This is a genomic window from Streptomyces sp. BK340 (genome assembly GCF_007827595.1).
GTDB lineage: Bacteria > Actinomycetota > Actinomycetes > Streptomycetales > Streptomycetaceae > Streptomyces.
Genome location: NZ_VISR01000004.1, coordinates 509,694 through 529,203 on the forward strand (window position 1 = coordinate 509,694; position 19,510 = coordinate 529,203).

17 protein-coding genes are annotated in these 19,510 nt (G+C 69.7%); 14 read left to right on the plus strand and 3 right to left on the minus strand.

Going from position 1 to position 19,510, the window contains the following annotated elements; genetic code table 11:
* Positions 1 to 13: 13 nt before the first annotated feature.
* Together FB157_RS11695 and FB157_RS11700 are read right to left on the minus strand one after the other, a co-directional pair.
* A complete protein-coding gene (locus FB157_RS11695; RefSeq protein ID WP_145878613.1) occupies positions 14 to 649 on the minus strand; it encodes a response regulator transcription factor in 636 nt (211 codons plus the stop codon).
* Positions 646 to 1,860 (minus strand): sensor histidine kinase, encoded by a 1,215-nt coding sequence (locus FB157_RS11700; protein ID WP_145878615.1) that lies wholly within the window; start codon positions 1,858 to 1,860, stop codon positions 646 to 648. Before FB157_RS11700 ends, FB157_RS11695 begins: the two co-directional genes overlap by 4 nt.
* A gap of 170 nt (positions 1,861 to 2,030) precedes the next feature.
* Between FB157_RS11700 and FB157_RS11705 the strand changes: the two genes are divergently transcribed.
* From FB157_RS11705 to FB157_RS11770, 14 genes are all read left to right on the plus strand, one after another.
* Positions 2,031 to 3,119 (plus strand): ABC transporter permease, encoded by a 1,089-nt coding sequence (locus tag FB157_RS11705; RefSeq protein WP_145878617.1) that lies wholly within the window; start codon positions 2,031 to 2,033, stop codon positions 3,117 to 3,119.
* Positions 3,116 to 3,799 carry an ABC transporter ATP-binding protein gene (locus tag FB157_RS11710; RefSeq protein ID WP_145878619.1) on the plus strand — a complete coding sequence of 228 codons (684 nt, stop codon included), beginning with the start codon at positions 3,116 to 3,118 and terminating at the stop codon, positions 3,797 to 3,799. The genes FB157_RS11705 and FB157_RS11710 overlap by 4 nt, the downstream gene beginning before the upstream one ends.
* Before the next feature lie 281 nt (positions 3,800 to 4,080).
* The gene (locus FB157_RS11715) at positions 4,081 to 6,162 is read left to right on the plus strand and encodes an MMPL family transporter (RefSeq protein WP_145878621.1); all 2,082 of its coding nucleotides are present in this window, start codon (positions 4,081 to 4,083) and stop codon (positions 6,160 to 6,162) included.
* A gap of 47 nt (positions 6,163 to 6,209) precedes the next feature.
* Complete coding sequence (locus FB157_RS11720) at positions 6,210 to 7,505, plus strand: sensor histidine kinase (RefSeq protein WP_145878623.1); 1,296 nt, start codon at positions 6,210 to 6,212, stop codon at positions 7,503 to 7,505.
* Positions 7,502 to 8,167: a response regulator transcription factor gene (locus FB157_RS11725; RefSeq protein ID WP_145878625.1), complete on the plus strand. Its 666-nt coding sequence runs from the start codon at positions 7,502 to 7,504 to the stop codon at positions 8,165 to 8,167. The genes FB157_RS11720 and FB157_RS11725 overlap by 4 nt, the downstream gene beginning before the upstream one ends.
* A gap of 3 nt (positions 8,168 to 8,170) precedes the next feature.
* Positions 8,171 to 9,355 (plus strand): exo-alpha-sialidase, encoded by a 1,185-nt coding sequence (locus tag FB157_RS11730; RefSeq protein WP_145878627.1) that lies wholly within the window; start codon positions 8,171 to 8,173, stop codon positions 9,353 to 9,355.
* A gap of 130 nt (positions 9,356 to 9,485) precedes the next feature.
* Positions 9,486 to 10,163, plus strand: coding sequence for a hypothetical protein (locus FB157_RS47235; RefSeq protein ID WP_186581458.1), 678 nt, complete (start codon positions 9,486 to 9,488; stop codon positions 10,161 to 10,163).
* Between the two features lie 20 nt (positions 10,164 to 10,183).
* Positions 10,184 to 10,771, plus strand: coding sequence for a hypothetical protein (locus FB157_RS11740; protein ID WP_145878628.1), 588 nt, complete (start codon positions 10,184 to 10,186; stop codon positions 10,769 to 10,771).
* Complete coding sequence (locus FB157_RS11745; protein ID WP_145878630.1) at positions 10,771 to 15,528, plus strand: putative T7SS-secreted protein; 4,758 nt, start codon at positions 10,771 to 10,773, stop codon at positions 15,526 to 15,528. Before FB157_RS11740 ends, FB157_RS11745 begins: the two co-directional genes overlap by 1 nt.
* Positions 15,529 to 15,531: 3 nt before the next feature.
* Positions 15,532 to 15,762 (plus strand): hypothetical protein, encoded by a 231-nt coding sequence (locus FB157_RS11750; protein ID WP_145878632.1) that lies wholly within the window; start codon positions 15,532 to 15,534, stop codon positions 15,760 to 15,762.
* A 174-nt stretch (positions 15,763 to 15,936) separates the two neighbouring features.
* Positions 15,937 to 16,239, plus strand: a complete 303-nt coding sequence (locus tag FB157_RS49620) for an Imm50 family immunity protein (RefSeq protein WP_145878634.1) — start codon at positions 15,937 to 15,939, stop codon at positions 16,237 to 16,239.
* A gap of 60 nt (positions 16,240 to 16,299) precedes the next feature.
* Entirely contained in the window at positions 16,300 to 16,812 is a 513-nt protein-coding gene (locus FB157_RS11760) for an Imm50 family immunity protein (RefSeq protein WP_145878636.1), read from the plus strand.
* On the plus strand, positions 16,703 to 17,107 hold the full coding sequence (locus FB157_RS49625; RefSeq protein ID WP_398946536.1) for an Imm50 family immunity protein: 405 nt from the start codon (positions 16,703 to 16,705) through the stop codon (positions 17,105 to 17,107). The genes FB157_RS11760 and FB157_RS49625 overlap by 110 nt, the downstream gene beginning before the upstream one ends.
* A gap of 123 nt (positions 17,108 to 17,230) precedes the next feature.
* Positions 17,231 to 18,484 carry a DUF1266 domain-containing protein gene (locus FB157_RS11770; RefSeq protein WP_145878640.1) on the plus strand — a complete coding sequence of 418 codons (1,254 nt, stop codon included), beginning with the start codon at positions 17,231 to 17,233 and terminating at the stop codon, positions 18,482 to 18,484.
* Positions 18,485 to 18,512: 28 nt separating this feature from the next.
* Here FB157_RS11770 and FB157_RS11775 read toward each other — a convergent pair whose 3' ends face one another.
* Positions 18,513 to 19,409, minus strand: coding sequence for a hypothetical protein (locus FB157_RS11775; protein WP_145878642.1), 897 nt, complete (start codon positions 19,407 to 19,409; stop codon positions 18,513 to 18,515).
* Positions 19,410 to 19,510 lie beyond the last annotated feature (101 nt).

Consider the following 19,510-nt stretch of genomic DNA (forward strand, 5'->3'; position numbering starts at 1 on the left):
TGCGTCCGATCGGTCAGCGCCTGATCAGACCCAGGTCGGTGGCGGCGGCGACGGCGGCGGTGCGTGAGTCGACGCCCAGCTTGGCGTAGACACGGGCCAGGTGCGACTTGACCGTGCCCTCGGTGAGGTGGAGCCGCCGGCCGACGGCCTGGTTGGACAGCCCCGCCGCGACCTGGGCGAGGACTTCCGTCTCCCGCCGGGTCAGCGCGGCGCCGGGGTCACGCAGCCGGTTCATGAGCCGGTCGGCGACCGTGGGAGCCAGGGCGGTGCGTCCCGCGGCGGCGGTGCGCACGGCGGCCGCGAGATCCTCGGGAGGGGCGTCCTTGAGGAGATAGCCGGTGGCGCCGGCCTCGATCGCCGGGAGGGTGTCGGCGTCCGAGTCGTACGTGGTGACGATCAGCACCCGGGGAGCGCCCGGCCGCGCGGTGATCGCGGCCGTCGCCTCGGCACCGCCCATTCCCCTGCCGAACTGCAGGTCCATCAGCACGACGTCGATGTCACCCGCGGCGGCGCGGACGACGGCGTCCTCGGCGGTGGCGGCCTCGGCCACCACGACGAGGCCGGGTTCGGTCTCCAGGACGGCGCGCAGCCCGGCCCGCACCACGGGATGGTCGTCGGCGACGAGGAGGCGGATGGCGGAGTCGGTCACGGGCGGGCCTCGGTCTCGGCGGGTGGGGCGAGGGGGAGCCGGGCGGCCAGGGCGGTGCCGTGGCCGGGGGCGGACTCTATGGTCAGGGTGCCGCCGAGCGCGCCGAGCCGGGCGCGCATGGAGGCCACACCGAAGCCGCCCCGCTCCGGGTCGGGCGCGGGCAGCCGGGCGGGGTCGAAACCGATGCCGTCGTCGACGACGTCGAGGGCGACATGGTCGCCGCACCGGCCGAGGGTGACCTCGACGGTGGTGGCCCGTGCGTGCCGGACGGTGTTGGCGACGGCGGACTGGGCGACGCGCAGCAGGACGACCTCGTACGGCGTCGGCAGCGGTGCCGGATCACCGCTGAGCCGGAACCGGGCGGTGAGCCGGTGCCGGGCACCGGTGGTGGCGCACAGCCGTTCCAGGGCGTCGGCCAAGGTGGTCCCCTCCAGGGCGGGCGGGGCGAGGGCGGCGACGAAGCGGCGGGCCTCGGCGAGATTGTCGACCGCGGCCTGCCGGGCCTGACCGACGTAGCGGGCACTGTTCTCCGGAGCGCCGGGCAGGGCCCGCTCGGCGGCGCGCAGCAGCAACTGGATGCTGGACAGGCCCTGGGCCAGGGTGTCGTGGATCTCCCGGGCCAGGCGTTCGCGCTCGGCCAGCACACCGGCCGTGTGCTGGGCCTCGGCCAGGTCCGCGCGGGTGGCGGTGAGTTCCTCGATCAGACGCCTGCGCTGTTCGCTCTCCCGGTACAGGGCCTGGTACCCCCACACCACGGCGACCGCGACGGCGGCGCCGAGCGCCGGGCCGATCGCCATGGCCGCGCCGAAGGAGCCCTGGTGGAGGGCGAACGCGGTGATCGCCGCGAGCGCGGTCGCGGTCACCGTGGCCAGGCCGGCCCGCCGCGGCAGCAGGTGGAGCTGGAGGAAGTACAGCGGGAAGGCGACCCACACCCCGTCGGCGGTCAGGCCCAGCAGCACCAGCCACACCGCGCCGACGGCGGCCAGCCACCAGACGGCGGCCCGCCGGTCGCCGCGGACACGGGGCACGAGCGGGCCGGCCGCGTACACCAGCCCGCACGCCACGGCCACGGCGGCCGTCGCCCCGGCGTGCGGCCGGCCCTCGGTCACGGCCCGGCCGGCGGCCAGGACGAGCAGGCCGACGATCAGCAGGTGCAGGCACCAGGACAGGGTCCGGGTGGTCGGGGTCAGGGCGGGAGCGGCGGTGTTCACAGTCCCACCAGCCTAAGGAACCGTTCCGGGCCCGGCCTCCGCCGAAAGTTACAACCCGCGCGCCGCCTTTCGGTCCGCGAAGTGCCGTCCGTCGCCGGATGCCCGGCCGGGGCACCGGAGGCGAGGCTGGGGCCCTATCGCATCCACACCGCCGGGAAGGGCAGGCCAAGGTGTTCGTCGCCTGGAGAGACCTGAAGTTCGCCAAGGGGCGGTTCGCCCTCATGGGAACCGTCATCGTGCTCATCACCCTGCTGGTCGGGCTGCTCTCCGGACTGACCGCGGGCCTGGGCCGGCAGAACATCTCCGCCATCACCGGCCTGCCGGCCGACAGGATCGCCTTCCACGTGCCCGGCGGGGCCCAGGAACCGTCGTACGCCAACTCGACCGTCACCGCCGAGCAGTGGCGGCGGTGGGCCGAGGTCCCCGGAGTCACCGGCGCCGAACCGCTGGGCATCAGCACCACCCGGGCCACCGCGGGCGACCGGAGCACCGGGGTCTCCGTGTTCGGCGTCCGGCCCGGCTCCCGCCTGGCTCCCGACGGCAGCCGGATCACGGGGCACGCGGCGGTGCTGTCCGGCACGGCCGCGGACGACCTGGGCCTCGAGCCCGGGGACGGCTTCACGCTGGCCGCACAGAAGCTGACCGTGGCCGCCGTCCGGGGCGACGCCTCCTTCAGCCACACCCCCGTGATCTGGACCAGCCTCGACGCCTGGGCGAAGACGGCTCCCCCCGCGGGCACCGGCGACGGCCCGACCGCGACCGTGATCGCCCTGAACACCGGCTCCGGCGCCGACATCGGTGCCGCCGACCGGGCCATCGGCACCAGAACGGTCCCGAAGGACGACTCGCTGTCCGCGATCGGCTCGTACGCCTCCGAGAACGGCTCCCTGCAGCTGATGCGCGGCTTCCTCTTCGCCATCTCCGCCCTGGTCGTCGGCGCCTTCTTCACCGTCTGGACCATCCAGCGCAGCGGCGACATCGCCGTCCTCAAGGCACTCGGCGCCTCCACCGCCCAGTTGCTCGGGGACGCCCTCGGCCAGGCCGCGGTCCTGCTGACCGGCGGAACCCTCCTCGGTACCGGCATCGCCGCCGGTCTCGGCGCCCTCGTCACGGGAAGCGCGGTGCCGTTCCTACTCACTCCCACCACGGTCCTCGTCCCCGCCGCCGTGATGGTCCTGCTCGGCGCGCTCGGGGCCGCCCTGTCCGTCCGCCGCATCACCTCCGTCGACCCGCTGACCGCCCTGGGGAGCGCCCGATGAGCCTGAACCTGACCGACGTCACCCTCACCTACCCCGACGGCGAGTCCCGCCTGACCGCCCTCGACCGCGTCACGCTGGACGTGCCCAAGGGCAGCCTGACCGCCGTGGTCGGCCCCTCCGGATCCGGGAAGTCCAGCCTCCTCGCCGTGGCCGCCACCCTCATCACCCCCGACGCCGGCACCGTCACCATCGACTCCACCACCACGACCGGCATGACCCGCGACGAACTGACCCGGCTGCGCCGCGACAAGATCGGCATCGTCTTCCAGCAGCCCAACCTGCTGCCCTCCCTCACCGCGGCCGAGCAGCTCCAGGTCATGGCCCGGATCGACGGCCGGTCACCGGCCAGGGCCCACGGCCGGGCCATGGAACTGCTCGACGCGGTGGGCGTCGCGGCCCAGGCCGGACGCAGACCCCACCAGCTCTCCGGCGGTCAGCGCCAGCGCGTCAACATCGCCCGCGCCCTGATGAACGGCCCCGCCGTCCTCCTGGTCGACGAACCCACCAGTGCCCTGGACCACGAACGCGGCGCCGCCGTCGTCGCCCTGATCACCCGGCTCACCCATGAGCAGGCCATCGCCACCGTCCTGGTCACGCACGACCGCACGCATCTCACCGCGGTCGACGAGGTCGCGGAGGTCCATGACGGACGCCTCCGTCTCGCGACGGCACCCTGCTGACCGAAGACCCGGAAAGGGGCTTGGGCCACGAGCCGGGGCGAGTGTTCCCCGGGACCATGGGATGTCCCCCCCGGGGCGGTCCCGAGCCCGGCCGGGCCCCGCTTGCCCGGGAGGCCCGGTCGACCCGCGCCCTCGCGATACTCCCCAGGGAGTACTCCGCCCGCCCGGCCACCCTGCGCAGTACTGCCGGACTCACCCCTGCGCCCGACGAACGCGCCCCGTTCCGGCGGAAGTCTGGAAGCCGTATCCAGACATCCGCTCCGGAGGGAGGGCCCGTTTCCATGGGGGCCGCGACAACACGTGGGAGAGGCGGGCGACGAGGCCTGCCCTGGCTGGTGCTGGGCCTGTGGGTGGTCCTGCTGGCCGTGGCCGGGCCGTTCGCCGCCAAGCTGACCGACGTCCAGCACAACCGCACGACCGACTACCTGCCCGCCTCCGCCGACTCCACCCAGGTGGCCCGGCTCCAGGACCACCTCCCGGGCGGCCAGACCACCGAACTGGTCCTCGTCTACCACCGCGCGAGCGGCCTGACCGCCGCCGACCGGGCCACCGCCGGCGAGCAGGTCGACGCCCTCGCCCACCGGCACGCCCTCACCGGCCGCACCCCGCAGGGCATCCCGTCCGCCGACGGCACCACCCTCATGTACCCGGTCACCAGCAACGAGCCCGGCACCGACGAGAAGAAGCGCGACGCCCTCGTCGACGACGTCCGCAGCATCGTCCACGACACCGGCGGACTCTCGGCCGACGTCGGCGGCCCGGCCGCCCTCGCCACCGACGCCTCGGGCGTCTACAAGTCCCTCGGCGGCCCGCTGCTCTACACCACCGTCGCCGTCGTCGCGATCCTGCTGATCCTCATCTACCGCAGCCCGCTGCTGTGGCTGGTCCCGCTCGTCGTCGCCGGTGTCGCCGACTTCCTCGCCCAGGCCGCCGCCTACGCCCTCAACCAGGCCTTCGGTACCGCCGTCACCGGCGCGAGCACCGGCATGATGACGATCCTCGTCTTCGGCGCCGGCACCGACTACGCCCTGCTCCTCGTCTCCCGCTACCGCGAGGAGCTACGACGCCACGAGCGGCCGTACGACGCGATGCGGGCGGCGCTGCGCGGCTGCGGGCTCGCCGTCCTCGCCTCCTCCGGCACGGTGGCCGCCGGACTGCTGTGCCTGCTCGCCGCCGACCTCAACTCCAGCCGGGGCATGGGCCCGCTCGGCACGGTCGGCGTGCTGTGCGCGCTGGTTGCGATGCTGACCCTGCTGCCCGCCATTCTGGTCCTGCTGGGCCGCCGCCTGTTCTGGCCGCTCGTCCCCGCCTACGGCTCCACGCCCAAGGCCCGCCGGTCGCTGTTCACCGCGATGGGCTCCTCGGCCGGGCGCCGCCCGCTGACCGTCCTCGCCTCCGGCGCCGCCCTGCTAGGCGCACTGGCGCTGGGCGCGCTGAACCTGCCGGGGCCGCTCAAGCAAGTGGACACCTTCGTCGACCGGCCCGACTCCGTCACCGCCATGCAGACCGTGGCGAAGGCCTTCCCGGAGCAGTCCGCGCAGCCCATCGAGATCCTCACCCCGGCCGGGCGCGCCGACGCCGCCCTGGCCACGATCCGGGGCACGAAGGGAGTGGCGGAGGCGCGAGAGGGTCGTACCGGCGGCGGCTGGACCGAGATCACGGCAACCGCGTCCGCCCCGCCTCAGTCCGCCGCCGAGACCGCCACGATCAAGGCACTGAGGCACCGGCTCGACGGCTCCCACGTCGGCGGGTCCAGCGCCCAGCAGCTCGACCTCGCGGACACCAGCGCCCGCGACCGGCTGGTCGTCGTACCGATCGTCCTGCTGTCCGTGCTGCTGATCCTGATCGCCCTGCTGCGGTCCCTGGTCGCCCCGCTGCTGCTGGTGGTCGCTGTGGTCGCCGTGTGGGGGGCGGCACTCGGCCTCGGCGGGCTGGTCTTCGAGCCGCTGTTCGGCTTCCACGGCACCGATCCCGGCCTCGGCCTGCTGTCCTTCGTGTTCCTCGTCGCCCTCGGCGTGGACTACGGCATCTTCCTGATGCACCGGATGCGGGAGGAGTCGCTGCGAGGTCTGGATCCTGCCGCCGCCGCGTTGACCGCGCTGCGGACGACCGGCGGGGTCATCGCCTCCGCCGGGCTCGTCCTCGCCGCCACCTTCGCGGTGCTGACCAACATGGGGCTCGTCCAACTCGTCGAGCTGGGCTTCGTCATCGCGGTCGGGGTCCTGCTGGACACCTTCCTCGTCCGCACCTACCTGGTGACCAGCGCGAGCGTGGCGCTGGGCAGGGCGGTGTGGTGGCCGGGGCGGCTGTCCAGGGCACCGGAGGCGGCGGGCGCCGAGCGCGCACCGGAACCCGTGGGCTGAACCATCGGGCGCCCCTGCTCTCGGCAGGGGCGCCCGCCTACCGGAAGATGAACCCCGTGCAGGAAACCACCACAACGACGGGCCGCTGCCGGTCCCCGGGGATCCCGTCGGCGGTGCGCCGCGTCCCGGCGGCGGGACGGCCCCGCCAGGGCGAGCGGATCGTCGCGGCGGTCAACCGCGATCCCCTCACCGCCCCGCACGCCACCCGCAACGACGCCCTACTCGCCCTCGCCCTCGCCGTGCCGGCCGTGTGCCTCGCCCTGTTCACCGACCCGGGCCACCGCCCCGACGCGCTCGGCTGGGCGCTGCTGCTCGCCGCACACATACCGCTCGTGTGGCGGCGCCGCCACCCCCTGCTGGTGCTCGCCGCCGCGGTGGCCCTCATCGCGACGTACAACGCCCTCGACAACAACCACTCCGCGACGATCCCGGCCGGGCTCACCGCGCTCTACACGGTCGCCGTCACCAGTCGCCCCCTGCGCACCGTCCTGACGGGCATCACCGTCCTCACCGTCATCGTGGGCGTGATGACGACGGTGAACACCCACCATGCCTTCCAGGTGCTGCGCACCTCCGGTTGGGTGGTCGCCGTGCTCTTCCTCGGCGTCGCCGTCCGCTCCCACCGCCGGCACATCGCCGCGATCGTCGAACGCGCCGAACGCGCCGAACGCACCCGCGAGGAGGAGGCCCGCCGCCGGGTCGCCGAGGAGCGCCTGCGCATCGCGCGCGACCTGCACGATCTGCTCGCCCACAGCATCACCCTCATCGGCGTGCAGACCTCGGTCGCCGCGCACGTCCTGGCCGCTGATCCCGGCCGCCTGGACCGGGCCGCCGTCGCCAAGGCCCTGGACGACATCGCCGAGACCTGCCGCACGGCCCGTGGCGAACTCCGCACGACCCTGGACGTCCTGCGCGACCCCGGTTCCTCGGACGGCCGCGGCCCGCTGCCCGGACTGCACGGCCTGGCAGGCCTCGCGCGGACCGCCGCGGGTGCCGAGGTGGAGGTCGCGGTCACCGTGGACGAGGTGCCGCCCGCGGTGGGGGCCGCCGCCTACCGGATCGTGCAGGAGGCGCTCACCAACGCCGTACGGCACGGAGGCAGGGAGGACCTGACGGTGACGGTGCGCGTGTACGTGGACGAGGACGCCGAGGACGCCGGGAATGTCCTCCGGGTCCACGTCACTGACGACGGCGTGGGCGCCGGGGACGGCACGCCGGGCTACGGTCTGGTCGGCATGCGGGAGCGGGCCCGCAGCGTCGGCGGCACGCTGGCCGCCGGGCCGCGCGAGGACGCCCAGGGCTTCGAGGTGATGGCCGTACTGCCGTTGAAAGGAACCAGATGAACCCCGTCCGGGTACTGCTGGCCGACGACCAGGCCCTCGTCCGGGCCGCGTTCGCCATGCTCGTGGAGTCCGCGCCGGACATGGAGGTCGTCGGGCAGGCGGCCACCGGCCGCGAGGCCGTCGACCTCGTCCGTACCGAACGTGCCGACGTCGTGCTGATGGACGTCCGCATGCCCGACCTCGACGGCATCGAGGCGACCCGGCTGATCGCCGCCGACGAGGACCTCGCCGGAGTGAAGGTGTTGGTCCTCACCACCTACGACACCGACGAGAACATCGTGGACGCGCTGCGCGCCGGTGCCTCCGGGTTCCTGGTGAAGGACACCCGTCCGGCCGACCTGCTGGATGCGATCCGCACGGTCGCCGCGGGCGAGGCGCTGCTCTCGCCGGGGCCGACGGCACGCCTGATCGAGCGGTTTCTGCGCAGCCCCTCCGCGCCCATGACGGGCGGCCCGGAGTGTCTGTCGGACCGGGAGCGGGAGGTGCTGACGCTGGTCACCCGTGGTCTCAACAACGCTGAAATAGCTGAGGTGTTGGGGCTGAGCCCGCTCACCGCGAAGACCCACGTGAGCCGGATCATGGGCAAGCTCGGCGCGCGCGACCGGGCCCAGTTGGTCATCGTGGGCTACGAGTCCGGGCTGGTGATTCCGGGGAGCATGTGAGGCGTGATCCCGCTGAGCCGCGCTCTTCTCGTCGCCACCGCGTTCCTCACCCCGCTCACCGCCGTCCACCCGGCGCACTCCACACACGGCTGCGTCTCCTCCGTGCCGTACGCGGGCGGGCACGGCGGCTACGACACGTACCGCATCCCCGCGACCGTCGTCACCAGGCGCGGCACGGTCCTGGTCTTCGCCGAGGGCCGGCACACGAGCGCCGCCGACAGCGGCGACATCGACGTCGTCCTGCGCCGCTCCACCGACGGCGGCTGCACCTGGGGCCCGCTGAAGGTGGTGGCCGCCGGGCACGGGGACACCCGGGGCAACCCGGCCCCCGTGGTCGACCCGCGCTCCGGCGCCGTCGTACTGGTGACCTCGTACAACAGCGGGTCCGTGACGGAGGCTCAGATCATGCGCGGCGAGGTCACGCCCGAGCGGGGCCGCCGGGTGTTCGTCCAGCGCAGCACGGACGACGGCCGCCGCTTCACGCGCCCGCGGGAGATCACGGCCGCGGTGAAGCCGCCGGGCTGGCGCTGGTACGCGACCGGCCCCGGCCACGCGCTCGCCCTCACCCGCGGCCCGCACACCGGCCGCCTCCTCGTCCCCGCCGACCACTCCGCCGCCCCGCCTCCCGGCTCCTCCGACACCGGCCGGGAGCCCCGGTACTACGGCGCCCACGCTCTCTACAGCGACGACGGCGGCCGCACCTGGCACCTCGGATTCGTGGACGACACCTACGACGACGTGACCAACGCCAACGAGACCAGCGTCGCCCAACTCCCCGACGGCCGCCTGTACATCAGCTCCCGCGACCAGAACGGCAGCGGGCGCGGCCACCGCCTCGACACCTACAGCGCCGACGGTGGCCGGAGTCTCGTCCGCCCCTTCGCCGTGCAGCGCACGCTGAACGACGTCCCGGTGGTCGAGGGCAGCGTGCTCCAACTGCGCAAGGGCCCCTTGCTGTTCTCCGCCCCGTCGGTGCCGACCGCCCGCCGGGCGATGGCCCTGTGGTCCAGCACGAACGCCGGCCGGACCTTCACCAAGACGCTGACGCTGTCTTCCCGGTGGGCCGCCTACTCCGACCTGGTGCAACTGGACCACGGCACTGTCGGAGTCCTGTACGAGACGGGGATGACGGGGCCGTACGAGACGATCGAGTTCCGGCGGCTGTGGCTGGATCGGCCTGCCAATTGACCCACCCTTTAACCCCTGTTGATCCGACTGGCGTTGTCCGTACCGATCCATACATGTGAGCATCGAAGGTCGTTCGGTGAACGAAAGTGATTGAACGCGACAAGACACGTCTGGTGAGGGGGAAGGCGCTGTGGACAGCGCTGAGCCGACGGGATCGGCGGGTGCGACGGACGAGACCGGAGTGCATCCGCCCAGGTCGGCGCTGGCGGACATCGCCGAGCGGACAGTTGTGCGTACGGGCCACACGCCGCCGCCTGCCGAGCCTCTCCCCGTCCCCCAACCACCGCCGGACACCTCCTCGTTCGCCATCGCACAGCAGCCTGCCCGGACAGAGGAGCTGTTCACTCCACAACAGACCGCCCAACTCCGTGACCACCAGCGCAAGTTCCGGATTCGGCTGGGTGAGTTCCGGCGTCGTCGCGTCCTCGTCCCGTACGGGGAGAACGGTGCGGCTCTGACGGTGGAGATGAGCGGGGCACGGTGGCTGCTCGTATTCACCGACGAGGCTGCGCTGGCGCGGTATGCGAGGGCGCGCGGGGAGGGCGACCGGAGCTGGCGGTACCGGGAGGTGTGGGGTGCCGCGGTGCTGGATGCCGGTGTACCGGCGGTGGCCGGGACCGGGCTGCCGTGCGGGGTGTTGGTGGATGCCGGTGATGGCGAGCGGGGGTTGGTGCTGCCGCCGGTCGTCGGGATCGTGCCCGAGGGGGTCGCCGTGGACGGGCCGGAAATGGGCGCGGTCGGCGGCAGCGGAACCGGAACACGTGAGCGTGACGTGCTGGACATGGACTCCGGTGTCGAAGCCGGATGACTGACGGGGGAGGGACGGCAGTGACGACGCCGAGCGGGGGCGGGCAGCCGGATCTGCAGGTGCAGGGGCTGAAGTCGATCGCCGAGGGGATCAACAAGGCTCTGAGCGAGCTGGATTCGCTGGGCACGATGAAGGGCTGGGCAGGCGCGGGCCGTGGTTTCACCAGCCTGGAGATGGACGGCATGGACGTCGGTGACGACCATCTCGGCGCGATGCTGCACACCTTCTGCGAGCGCTGGCAGTGGGGCGTGCGCGATCTGATGGAGGAGGGCAACGCGCTCGCGGAGGGGATGGGGCTGGCGGCCGGCACCTTCCACCAGACGGACGAGTACGTGAAGGGCTCGCTGAAGGTCGCCTACAACTCCGTGGTCGGGGATCCCTTCGCCTCCAACGAGGTGGTGGAGAAGGAGAGCGTGGACCAGATCAACCATGCCGCGGCGACGACGGGGTACGGCGAGAAGGACCGCGACAACCTGGTGAACTCCGTGAAGCAGACGGGGAAGGGCATGCTCACGGACGTGGAGACGAGCGAGGGGGCGCCGGGCAGCCCGATCCCGATCACTCCGTCCATCGTGCGGGACGTGACGGGGACGGGTGACGGGAGCTGATGTCTCTCACGGGGAAGTTCAACAGCGCCCTGGGGTCGCTCAAGTCCGGCTACGACCACGTCAAGCGGGCGACGGGCCATGTCATCGACGAGGGCGCCCACGGTGTGGGTGACGCGCTCGACTGGGCCGGTGCGCATGGTGCGGCCGACAAGGTCGACGGCTGGGGTGACTCCACCGCGTCCAAGCTGGGCGCGCACGTGGACGAGCAGCAGCTGGACGAGACCGAGGACCCGAAGGAACTCATCCACGGCAACCCGGCGAAGCTCCGTGAGACGGCGGTGCACCTGCGGAACTTCGCGCAGTCCTTCGGCGCTGTCGCGACCGGCATGCAGCAGCTGGACTCGTCGGAGTTCAAGGGCGAGGCCGCCGACGCTTTCCGTAAGAAGTTCGCCACGCACCAGGTCAAATGGCGTCAGGCCGCCGAGGCTTGCGGTGAGGCTTCCTCGGCCCTGGAGAACTTCGCGCACACGGTGGAATGGGCACAGTCCCAGGCCCGGGAGGCGGTGGCGAAGTACCGCGAGGGCAAAGCCGCCTCGCAAGCCCACCAGCAGAAGGTGGAGACGTACAACGACGCCGTCGACGCGGGCAAGAAGGACCCCGGCCCGAAGCCCTCGGACCAGGACCCCGGCGACGAGGCCAAGCACGCGGCCGAACAGATCCTGACCGCCGCCCGACGCCAGCGCGACCACCTCGCCGCGGAGGCCGCCGACCGCGTCGAACTCGCCTTCCAGCACGCCCCGCACGAGCCGTCGGCCCTCAACCAGCTCAAACTCGACGGCGCCGACGTCCTGGATGCCGCCAAGACGGAGGACATGCGCTTCTTCGGCGGTTTCATGCGCGGGCTCGGCGACCTGAACAACCTGGCCCGCAACGCGAACCCGCTCGACCCGTACGCGGTCACCCACCCGTACGAGGCGCTCCAGGCCAAGGTGGAACTGCTGGGCGGCGCCGTCCACATGGTCACCCACCCCACCCAGACCGCCGACGGTTTGTGGAAGTCCTTCCTCGAGGACCCGGGCGGGGTCGGTGGCGAACTCGCTCCCCAGTTCCTGATCCCGGAGGCGGGGGCCGAGGAGGCCGCCGTCGATGGCGCCCGGGTAGCGGAGGACGGGGCGAAGGGGGCGGAGGGGGCGACGGTCGGCGAACGCGGGGCGACGAAGGGCGAGACGGCGAATTCCGAAGGGAACGCCGCCCGGGGCAACGCGGAGGACAATCCCGACTCCAACGCGCAGAAGCCAGAAGAGAAAAAGCTCTGCGAAGACCCGGTGGACGTCGCCTCCGGCTACATGGTGCTTCCGCAGACGGACTTGACCCTGCCTGCAGACCTACCTCTGGTCCTGCGGCGGTACTTCAATTCGTCTTACCGCTCGGGGCGTTGGTTCGGCCCGAAGTGGTCGAGCACACTGGACCAGCGTCTGGAGATCGACGCCCAGGGCGTGGTGTTCGTAGCCGAGGAAGGGATGCTCCTGACGTATCCCCACCCGGCACCTGGCCTGCCGGTCCTGCCGGAGCGTGGCCCCCGCTGGTCGCTGGACCGAGTCGCCGACGGCTACACGGTGACGGCCCCCGAGACGGGCCGGGTCTGGCACTTCGAGGACCAGACGGAGTCCCTGGCCCTGCTGCGGCAGATCGACGACCGCAACGGGAACTGGATCACCCTCGACCACGACACAGAAGGCACCCCTCGTTCCGTCGAGCACAGCTGCGGCTATCGCGTAAAGCTGACGGCACAGGACGGCCGTATCACCGGCCTGCACCTGGCACACAGTGACCAGGCCGAGGGCCAGACCGTACTGCGTTACGGCTACACCGACGGGCACCTCACCGAGGTCATCAACTCCTCCGGCTCCCCGCTCCGCTTCGAGACCGACGAACGCGGTCGCATCACAGCCTGGATCGACACCAACAACAGCCGGTTCACCTATGTCTACGACGGCCAGGACCGCTGCATCGAGCAGTGGGGCGAAGCCGGCCACGTGCACAGCCGATTTACCTACGGCGACCCGGATCCGACCACGGGTACCCACGTCACCACCCTGACCGACTCCCACGGTCATCAGACGCGCTTCCTGATCAACAAACGCTCCCAGGTCATAGCCGAGACCGACCCCCTGGGCGCCACCACGCAGTACGTGCGTGACCGCTACAACCGTCTGCTGTCACGCACCGACCCCCTCGGCCACACCACCGCCTTCACCTACGACGAAGCCGGCAACCTGACCGAGATCGTCCGCGCCGACGGACGCCGGACGACGGCCACGTACAACGAGCTCGGTCTGCCGACGAAGGTCGTGGGCACGGACGGGAGCGTGACCCGCCACGAGTACGACGCTCGGGGCAACCACACCTCCAGGACCGATCCCACGGGCGGTACGACCCAATACACCTACGACACCACCGGCCGCCCGACCGCCGTCACAGACCCACTGGGCAACACCGCCCGTGTCCACTGCAACCCGGCCGGGCAGCCCGTGGAGGTCACCGACGCCGTCGGAGCCGTCACCCGCTACCAGTACGACGCCTTCGGGCGCACGACCGCCCTCACGGACCCACTAGGCGCCACCACCCGCCAGGAATGGTCTATCGAGGGCAACCTGACCCGGCGCATCCACCCCGACGGCACCGAGGAACGCTGGACCTACGACGGCGAGGGCAACTGCACCACCCACACCGACCAGATCGGCGGCGTCACCTGCTTCGAATACACTCACTTCGACCTGCTGACCGCCCGTACCGGGCCCGACGGCGTCCGCTACGAGTTCGAGCACGACCCCACCCTGCGCCTGACCCAGGTCACCAATCCCCAGGGTCTGACCTGGACGTACGAATACGACGCGGCCGGCCGCCCGGTCCGCGAGACGGACTTCGATGATCGCGTCCTCACCTACACGCATGATGCGGCAGGCCGCCTTGTCTCAAGCATCAATGCTCTCGGTAATGTCCTGTCCTACGAGCGCAACGAACTGGGCCAGGTGATTCGCAAGGACGCGGCCGGCCAGGTCACGACGTACGCCTATGACCTCACCGACCAACTCGCCCAGGCCACTGCGCCGAACGGCACGACGCTCATGCTTCTACGCGACCGCTACGGCCGCCTGCACTCGGAAACGGTCGATGGCCGCACGCTGAGCTACACCTACGACGCCCTCGGCCGACGCACCGGCCGCACCACCCCCACCGGTGCCACCACCGCCTGGTCGTACGATGCGGCGGGGCGCCGGGCCAGCATGGTCGCCTCGGGCCGCGCCATCGACTTCACCTACGACGGTGCAGGCCTCGAACTCACCCGCCACATCGGCGGAACGATTACCCTGGCGCACACCTTTGATGAGCTGGGCCGTCTGACGACCCAGTCGGTGACCGGAGCCGCAGGCCACACAGTGCAACACCGGTCGTACAGCTACCGCGCCGACGGCAACCTGGTCGGCCTCGACGACCATCTCTCCGGCGGCCGCCGCTTCGACCTGGACGCGGTTGGCCGGGTGACGGCGGTTCACGCGTCCGGCTGGACGGAGCGGTACGCGTACGACGAGGCGGGCAACCAGACCGAGGCATTGTGGCCTGCGAACCACCCGGGCCACGAGGCGGTGGGGCCCCGCAGGTACACAGGCACCCGCATCACCCGAGCCGGCAACGTCCGCTACGAACATGATGCGCTCGGCCGCGTCACACTGCGCCAGAAACCCCGCCTGTCCCGCAAGCCGGACACCTGGCGCTACGAATGGGACGCCGAGGACCGCCTGACTGCGGTGACGACCCCGGACGGCACCCGCTGGCGCTACACCTATGACCCCCTGGGCCGACGGACCGCGAAACTCCACCTCGCGGCCGATGGTGAAACGGTCGTGGAGCGCGTCGAATTCACATGGGACGGCACCACCCTCTGTGAACAGACCACCACATCAGCCAACCTTCCCAACCCGGTCACTCTCACCTGGGACCACCAGGGCTTTCGCCCCCTGACCCAAAGGGAACGCATCACCGCAGTCGACGCGCCCCAGGACGAGATCGACTCTCGCTTTTTCGCCATCGTCAACGACCTCGTCGGAACTCCCAGCGAACTCATCGATGAACAGGGCGACGTTGCTTGGTGGACGCGTGGCACCCTGTGGGGAACGACTGCGTGGGCGGCCAACAGCAACACCTACACGCCTCTACGTTTTCCGGGCCAGTACTTCGACCCGGAAACCGGCCTCCACTACAACTACTTCCGCCACTACGACCCCGAGACCGCCCGGTACCTCAGTCCCGACCCCCTCGGTCTCACCCCGGCACCCAACCCGACCACATACGTCCACAATCCGCATACGTGGAGCGATCCCCTCGGGCTTGCACCGGAGGAGTGCCCGCTTAATCGCCTTCTATACGGCGCCCGTCCAGGGGAGGGGCTCCCCGGACCCGCCGGGGTAGAGATTCCGCGGCGCCCAACAATTCAGGAACTTGAGAACTTGACAATAAAGCATGGCGTAGAGTTCGCCGTCACATACAAGTACGGACCAGGACTCAACGGTGGCGGAGGAACGTACTATCTAAACTCAGGTACTGTCGGTGCGGTCCGTATACCCCTCGAACCGGACAGCATGTTCATCTATCACACTCATCCAGGCGGCACCCCATGGCCGAGCACTGGCGACCGCAACGTAATGGCAGCGCTTGAAGCCATTGGGTCACCCCAGCGGACCTCCGAGGTGATACCGGTAGGCAGTGGGGCGGCGATCCCCTACACTAAAAACCCTTTCATCCCTTGGGAGAATTAGAAAATGACAGACGGAGACATTGAGATTTACTCATATCTGTGGAACATGAAAGAATCCGAATGGGTTTTGGTGAAAGTGCAGGGCGCCTCACTGCCTGTGATCTACAATCCGGTCGACAGGCATGCTCTTATCATCGAAAACGATGATCATCTGGTTCGCGTAATAGACGCCATGAAGGCCTCGGGGATTCCCGTACTGGAGAAATTTCCCGACCACCGGGGCGGCGAAAGGTGACATGCAGGCGGATGTGGCTACCCGCAGGTGTCAGACGCAACTCGCGAAACCGGTAGAGGCTTGAACGGGCAAGCAGCCATGGTGTGGACATCTTTCGTGATCAACCCCGAGGGCATCACCCGCATCTATCAGGGCATCCCGCCGAGCCTGTCCAGGGTTCGCTTGCGCTAAGTGATGTTGGGCAGAGAGGGGTCCGAGACGGGGGTGCGTCCGGACCTCCCGGACTATCCTGCTCAGCCTCCACGGAAGTGGGCTGCGCAGGGCTTCAACACCGTCCAGATCGAGCTTGTCTTCGGCGGACTTCGCTCAATAACCCTGGACGGCTTCGACTCTGATGTGACAGCGGACATCTCCCTCGCAGCGGGCGACGGGATTTCCGTCGACATAGTGGCGCCCGGGACCCGTATTCGGGCGGTCTCGGACAGCGTCTTCGCTGCGGGCCTGTCCGCGTATGTCGATGGCACGCGGCAGACGTGAGCACTAGGGAGATGGAAACTTGTGAACGGCTTGGCGGCAGCGGGCCTGGAGTATCTGGGGATGTCCAGCTTGACCGTTGATGAATTTATCGTAAACTCCGATGCGCTGTGCGCCGCCTATGGGCACATGCCGAAACTGGAGGGGTGCATAAGGTTTCGATCACTCAACCTGAATTGGCGTGGGCCTACATTGATCATCCGCGCCGATCTCCCGCAGTTCCCTGATCCGGCACCACAGGACTGGGTGACTTCGGGCTTTGATACGGTCCAGTTCCATCTGAGATTCCTGGCGGTCCAGAATCTGGCCATCCACTCATGGGAGCCCCCGGCTCTCGGCTTTCTGGAAGCAGCTCCTCGACCAGAGGGAAGATGCCTTCAGGTTGACATTGGCGGCGACGGAATAAATCTGGCATTTGACTGCAGTGACTCGGTTACGATCGGCCATGTCAGTGCCTTCAGGGTCGATGTTGACGGCTCGGACCTGGGTTCACGTTCATTCGCAGGTCGAATCGACTCCCGTCGATACAATTCTCTGCCAGAGGTCTGGGAGAAGAGCTACTTTGAACGCATCTGAATGGCAGAGATTCCTTGCGGACCCACATTTTCTGGGAGAGTTCTACGCGGCCAGTCCGCCAACCCTCGACGAGTGTGAACTATTCTATGTTCACGTGGACGAGCGTGAGGACTCTGTAACTCTCGGATTCGACACAAGATGCCTTCCGTCGCACCCCGATCCGGAATGGCACGAGAAACCCTATAATCGCTTCGAGTTTCACCTGCTGTTTTCCGGAGTAGTGGATTTCCAAGTCGGCAAGTGGACCGACGTGGAGGCCCGGGAGGTCAACGTCAGGGCCACACCGGGGACGTGATTTCAGTGTCTTTGGGGCACGACGACTCCGGCATCAGTTTTCGCGCTTCATCGATGCGCTTGGTTCACACCCGTGTCTACCTTGCCGCTGACTCATGATCGGCCCCGAGAGGCAGAGAGCTTCATGTCGTTTGGTCCGCCGCCGGGGGCTTTCGGAACCCCAGCACCGTCTGCCTGGACGCCGCCGACGGAGATCGAGCAGGCCTTGTTCGAGGCCAAGTATCGCGAGGACTGGGCCGCATACTTCGATGTGCTCGCGCGGGAACCGCTGTATTACGAGATACAGCGCGACAAGGCAGACACCGACCCGGACAGGACGTACTCAGTCTTCGGGCACGATCCACGTGCCGGCGGCGCCATCTGGGCGGTGTACACCGTAGGCGTGCTGCCCGCCCCCGAACCGCATCGGGTCTTCCATCGCAGCAGGCTCGGGTGGTTCGCCGAGGCATGGAAGCCGGGGCGTCCGCCGTGGATCGTGGTCAATCCGGGCAGTCCCTGTGAGGCGTTCCTCCCGGCGGCGCCACCGCACTCCGGTGCATGGGCTCAGCATTACCGGACCAATGGCCTGCAGAGGGTCCCCGGCAGGCTGCTCACTCTCCGGGTCGGCGGCCCGCTGCACGGTTCCGTCGCCCACGGCCTCGCCTGCGGAGCGCTCCTGTGTGTCAGCAACGGCTCCGTCTGGAACGCCATGGCCTGGCATGGCACCGGCTATCTGAACGAGCTCAAGCGGCTTCGCGAATGGTGGGGCATCACCACCCGTGAGGAGTGGCAGGACTACCTGCGCGACCTCCTCGCGTGCGAGCAGCACAGCTCGGTCTGGGATTTCGCCCTCGGTCTGCGCCGGAGCATCGCCCGGGATTTCGGCGGGCGTGTCGACCTGGGGTACTGGCGGCAGGCCGCCGCCAACCTCATCCGAGCGAACTCCGAGGGTTCGGTCGTGGTGTCAGAGGACGGCGTCTCCAGGACCGAGCCCCGACCCGAATCCGAGGTCGAGGCCCGCGTCGAGGGTGTGCAGCGGCTCATCGGGCGTATCACCCGCTACGAGGCCCGCATGCGTGCCGACGGTGTGCTCGGTGAGAACGGGTACGTCTCGTCCGTCGACGCCTGGGATCTCGGCCGTGCCTCGAAGATGGCCCGGTGGGGGCTGGGGGCCCGGTTCTGCACACTTGCGGAGGCCGAGTCCACCGTCATCCAGGCGGGGCGCGCCGCCTCCCTGTCGTACAAGTCATGGCAGGACTTTTCCGCCGGCTACATCCTCGGGCGCTGTCTTCACTTCGACGACGAGGAGTTCGGGGACTGGTACCAGGACATGCTCGAGGCCCATCGAATCCTGATGTCCGAGGCCGGCAGCCCCTGGCTGAACATTCCGTTCCGGTGACCGCCCTGCCGGGCGGCCCCGTGCCCCCTCACTTCTCGGCGAACAGCTCCGCCGAGTCCGTGGCGTGCACGGCTCGCTGGGCCCAGAGCTCGAGTTGGTCCAGGTCCGTGCAGGTGCTCACTCGCTCGCGGACGGCTTCGGGCACTTGGATGCCGCGCCACTCCAGGATGTGGAGGATCATCTCGGCCTTGGCCTCAGCCCGGCCCTGCTCCAAGCCCTGCTCGCGGCCTTCCTCGCGTACCTGTTCTGCCAGTGGGTGTCGCCAGAAGTACTGGATCGCCGTCATCAGGTCCCTCCACATCTGCTTCGCCTGGGGGTCGGCCAGGCATGAGTCGACGAACTGCACGAAGACCGCGGCACTGTCGGGGTCGATGGTCCGCAGGGCGGATGCCAGGGACTCCAGTATGGCCGGAGCCTGCGGGCCGCGCCCGTGTGTCATGGCCGAGAGCACCGCAAGGGGGACGTCCCGTTCGGCCTGCCGCTCACTCGTGATCACCGGCACGTTGTCCGGGCCCAGCACCAGCGGACGTACCGTCAGCGAGTGCCAGTCCCGGAAGCCGAGGCGGATCGGGCGCGAGGCCCAGCGTGCCGTGGCGCTGCTCTGGGTGATGACGATGAGCACGGGCTCGCAGCGGTACTTCTCGTACAGGTAGGAGAGGTAGTAGGGCCAGCTGCCGCGCTTGCGGTCGTCCACCTTCCCCTGTGACTCCACCACCAGGAGATACGTGCCCTCGTCCGTCTCCGCCCGCAACAACGTGTCCACCCGACGCTCGACCGGTTCGATCTCGGTGAGGTCCACGTTCAGCGCCGCGATCTCGTGAGGTTCAGGGAAGGGCACGTGCAGCACCCGCTGTAACGCCCTCGTCAACAGGGCCGGGTCCTTCTGGAAGATCCGGTGCAGCGCCTCATGCGACGAGCCGACCATCAGCTCTCCTTACGTTCTAGGTGGGTTGGTTTCGGTCACTCGTAGGATCGAAAGACCCGGGGATGCTGGGTGTGGCTTTCAGCGCTCAGCCCACTGGTGGC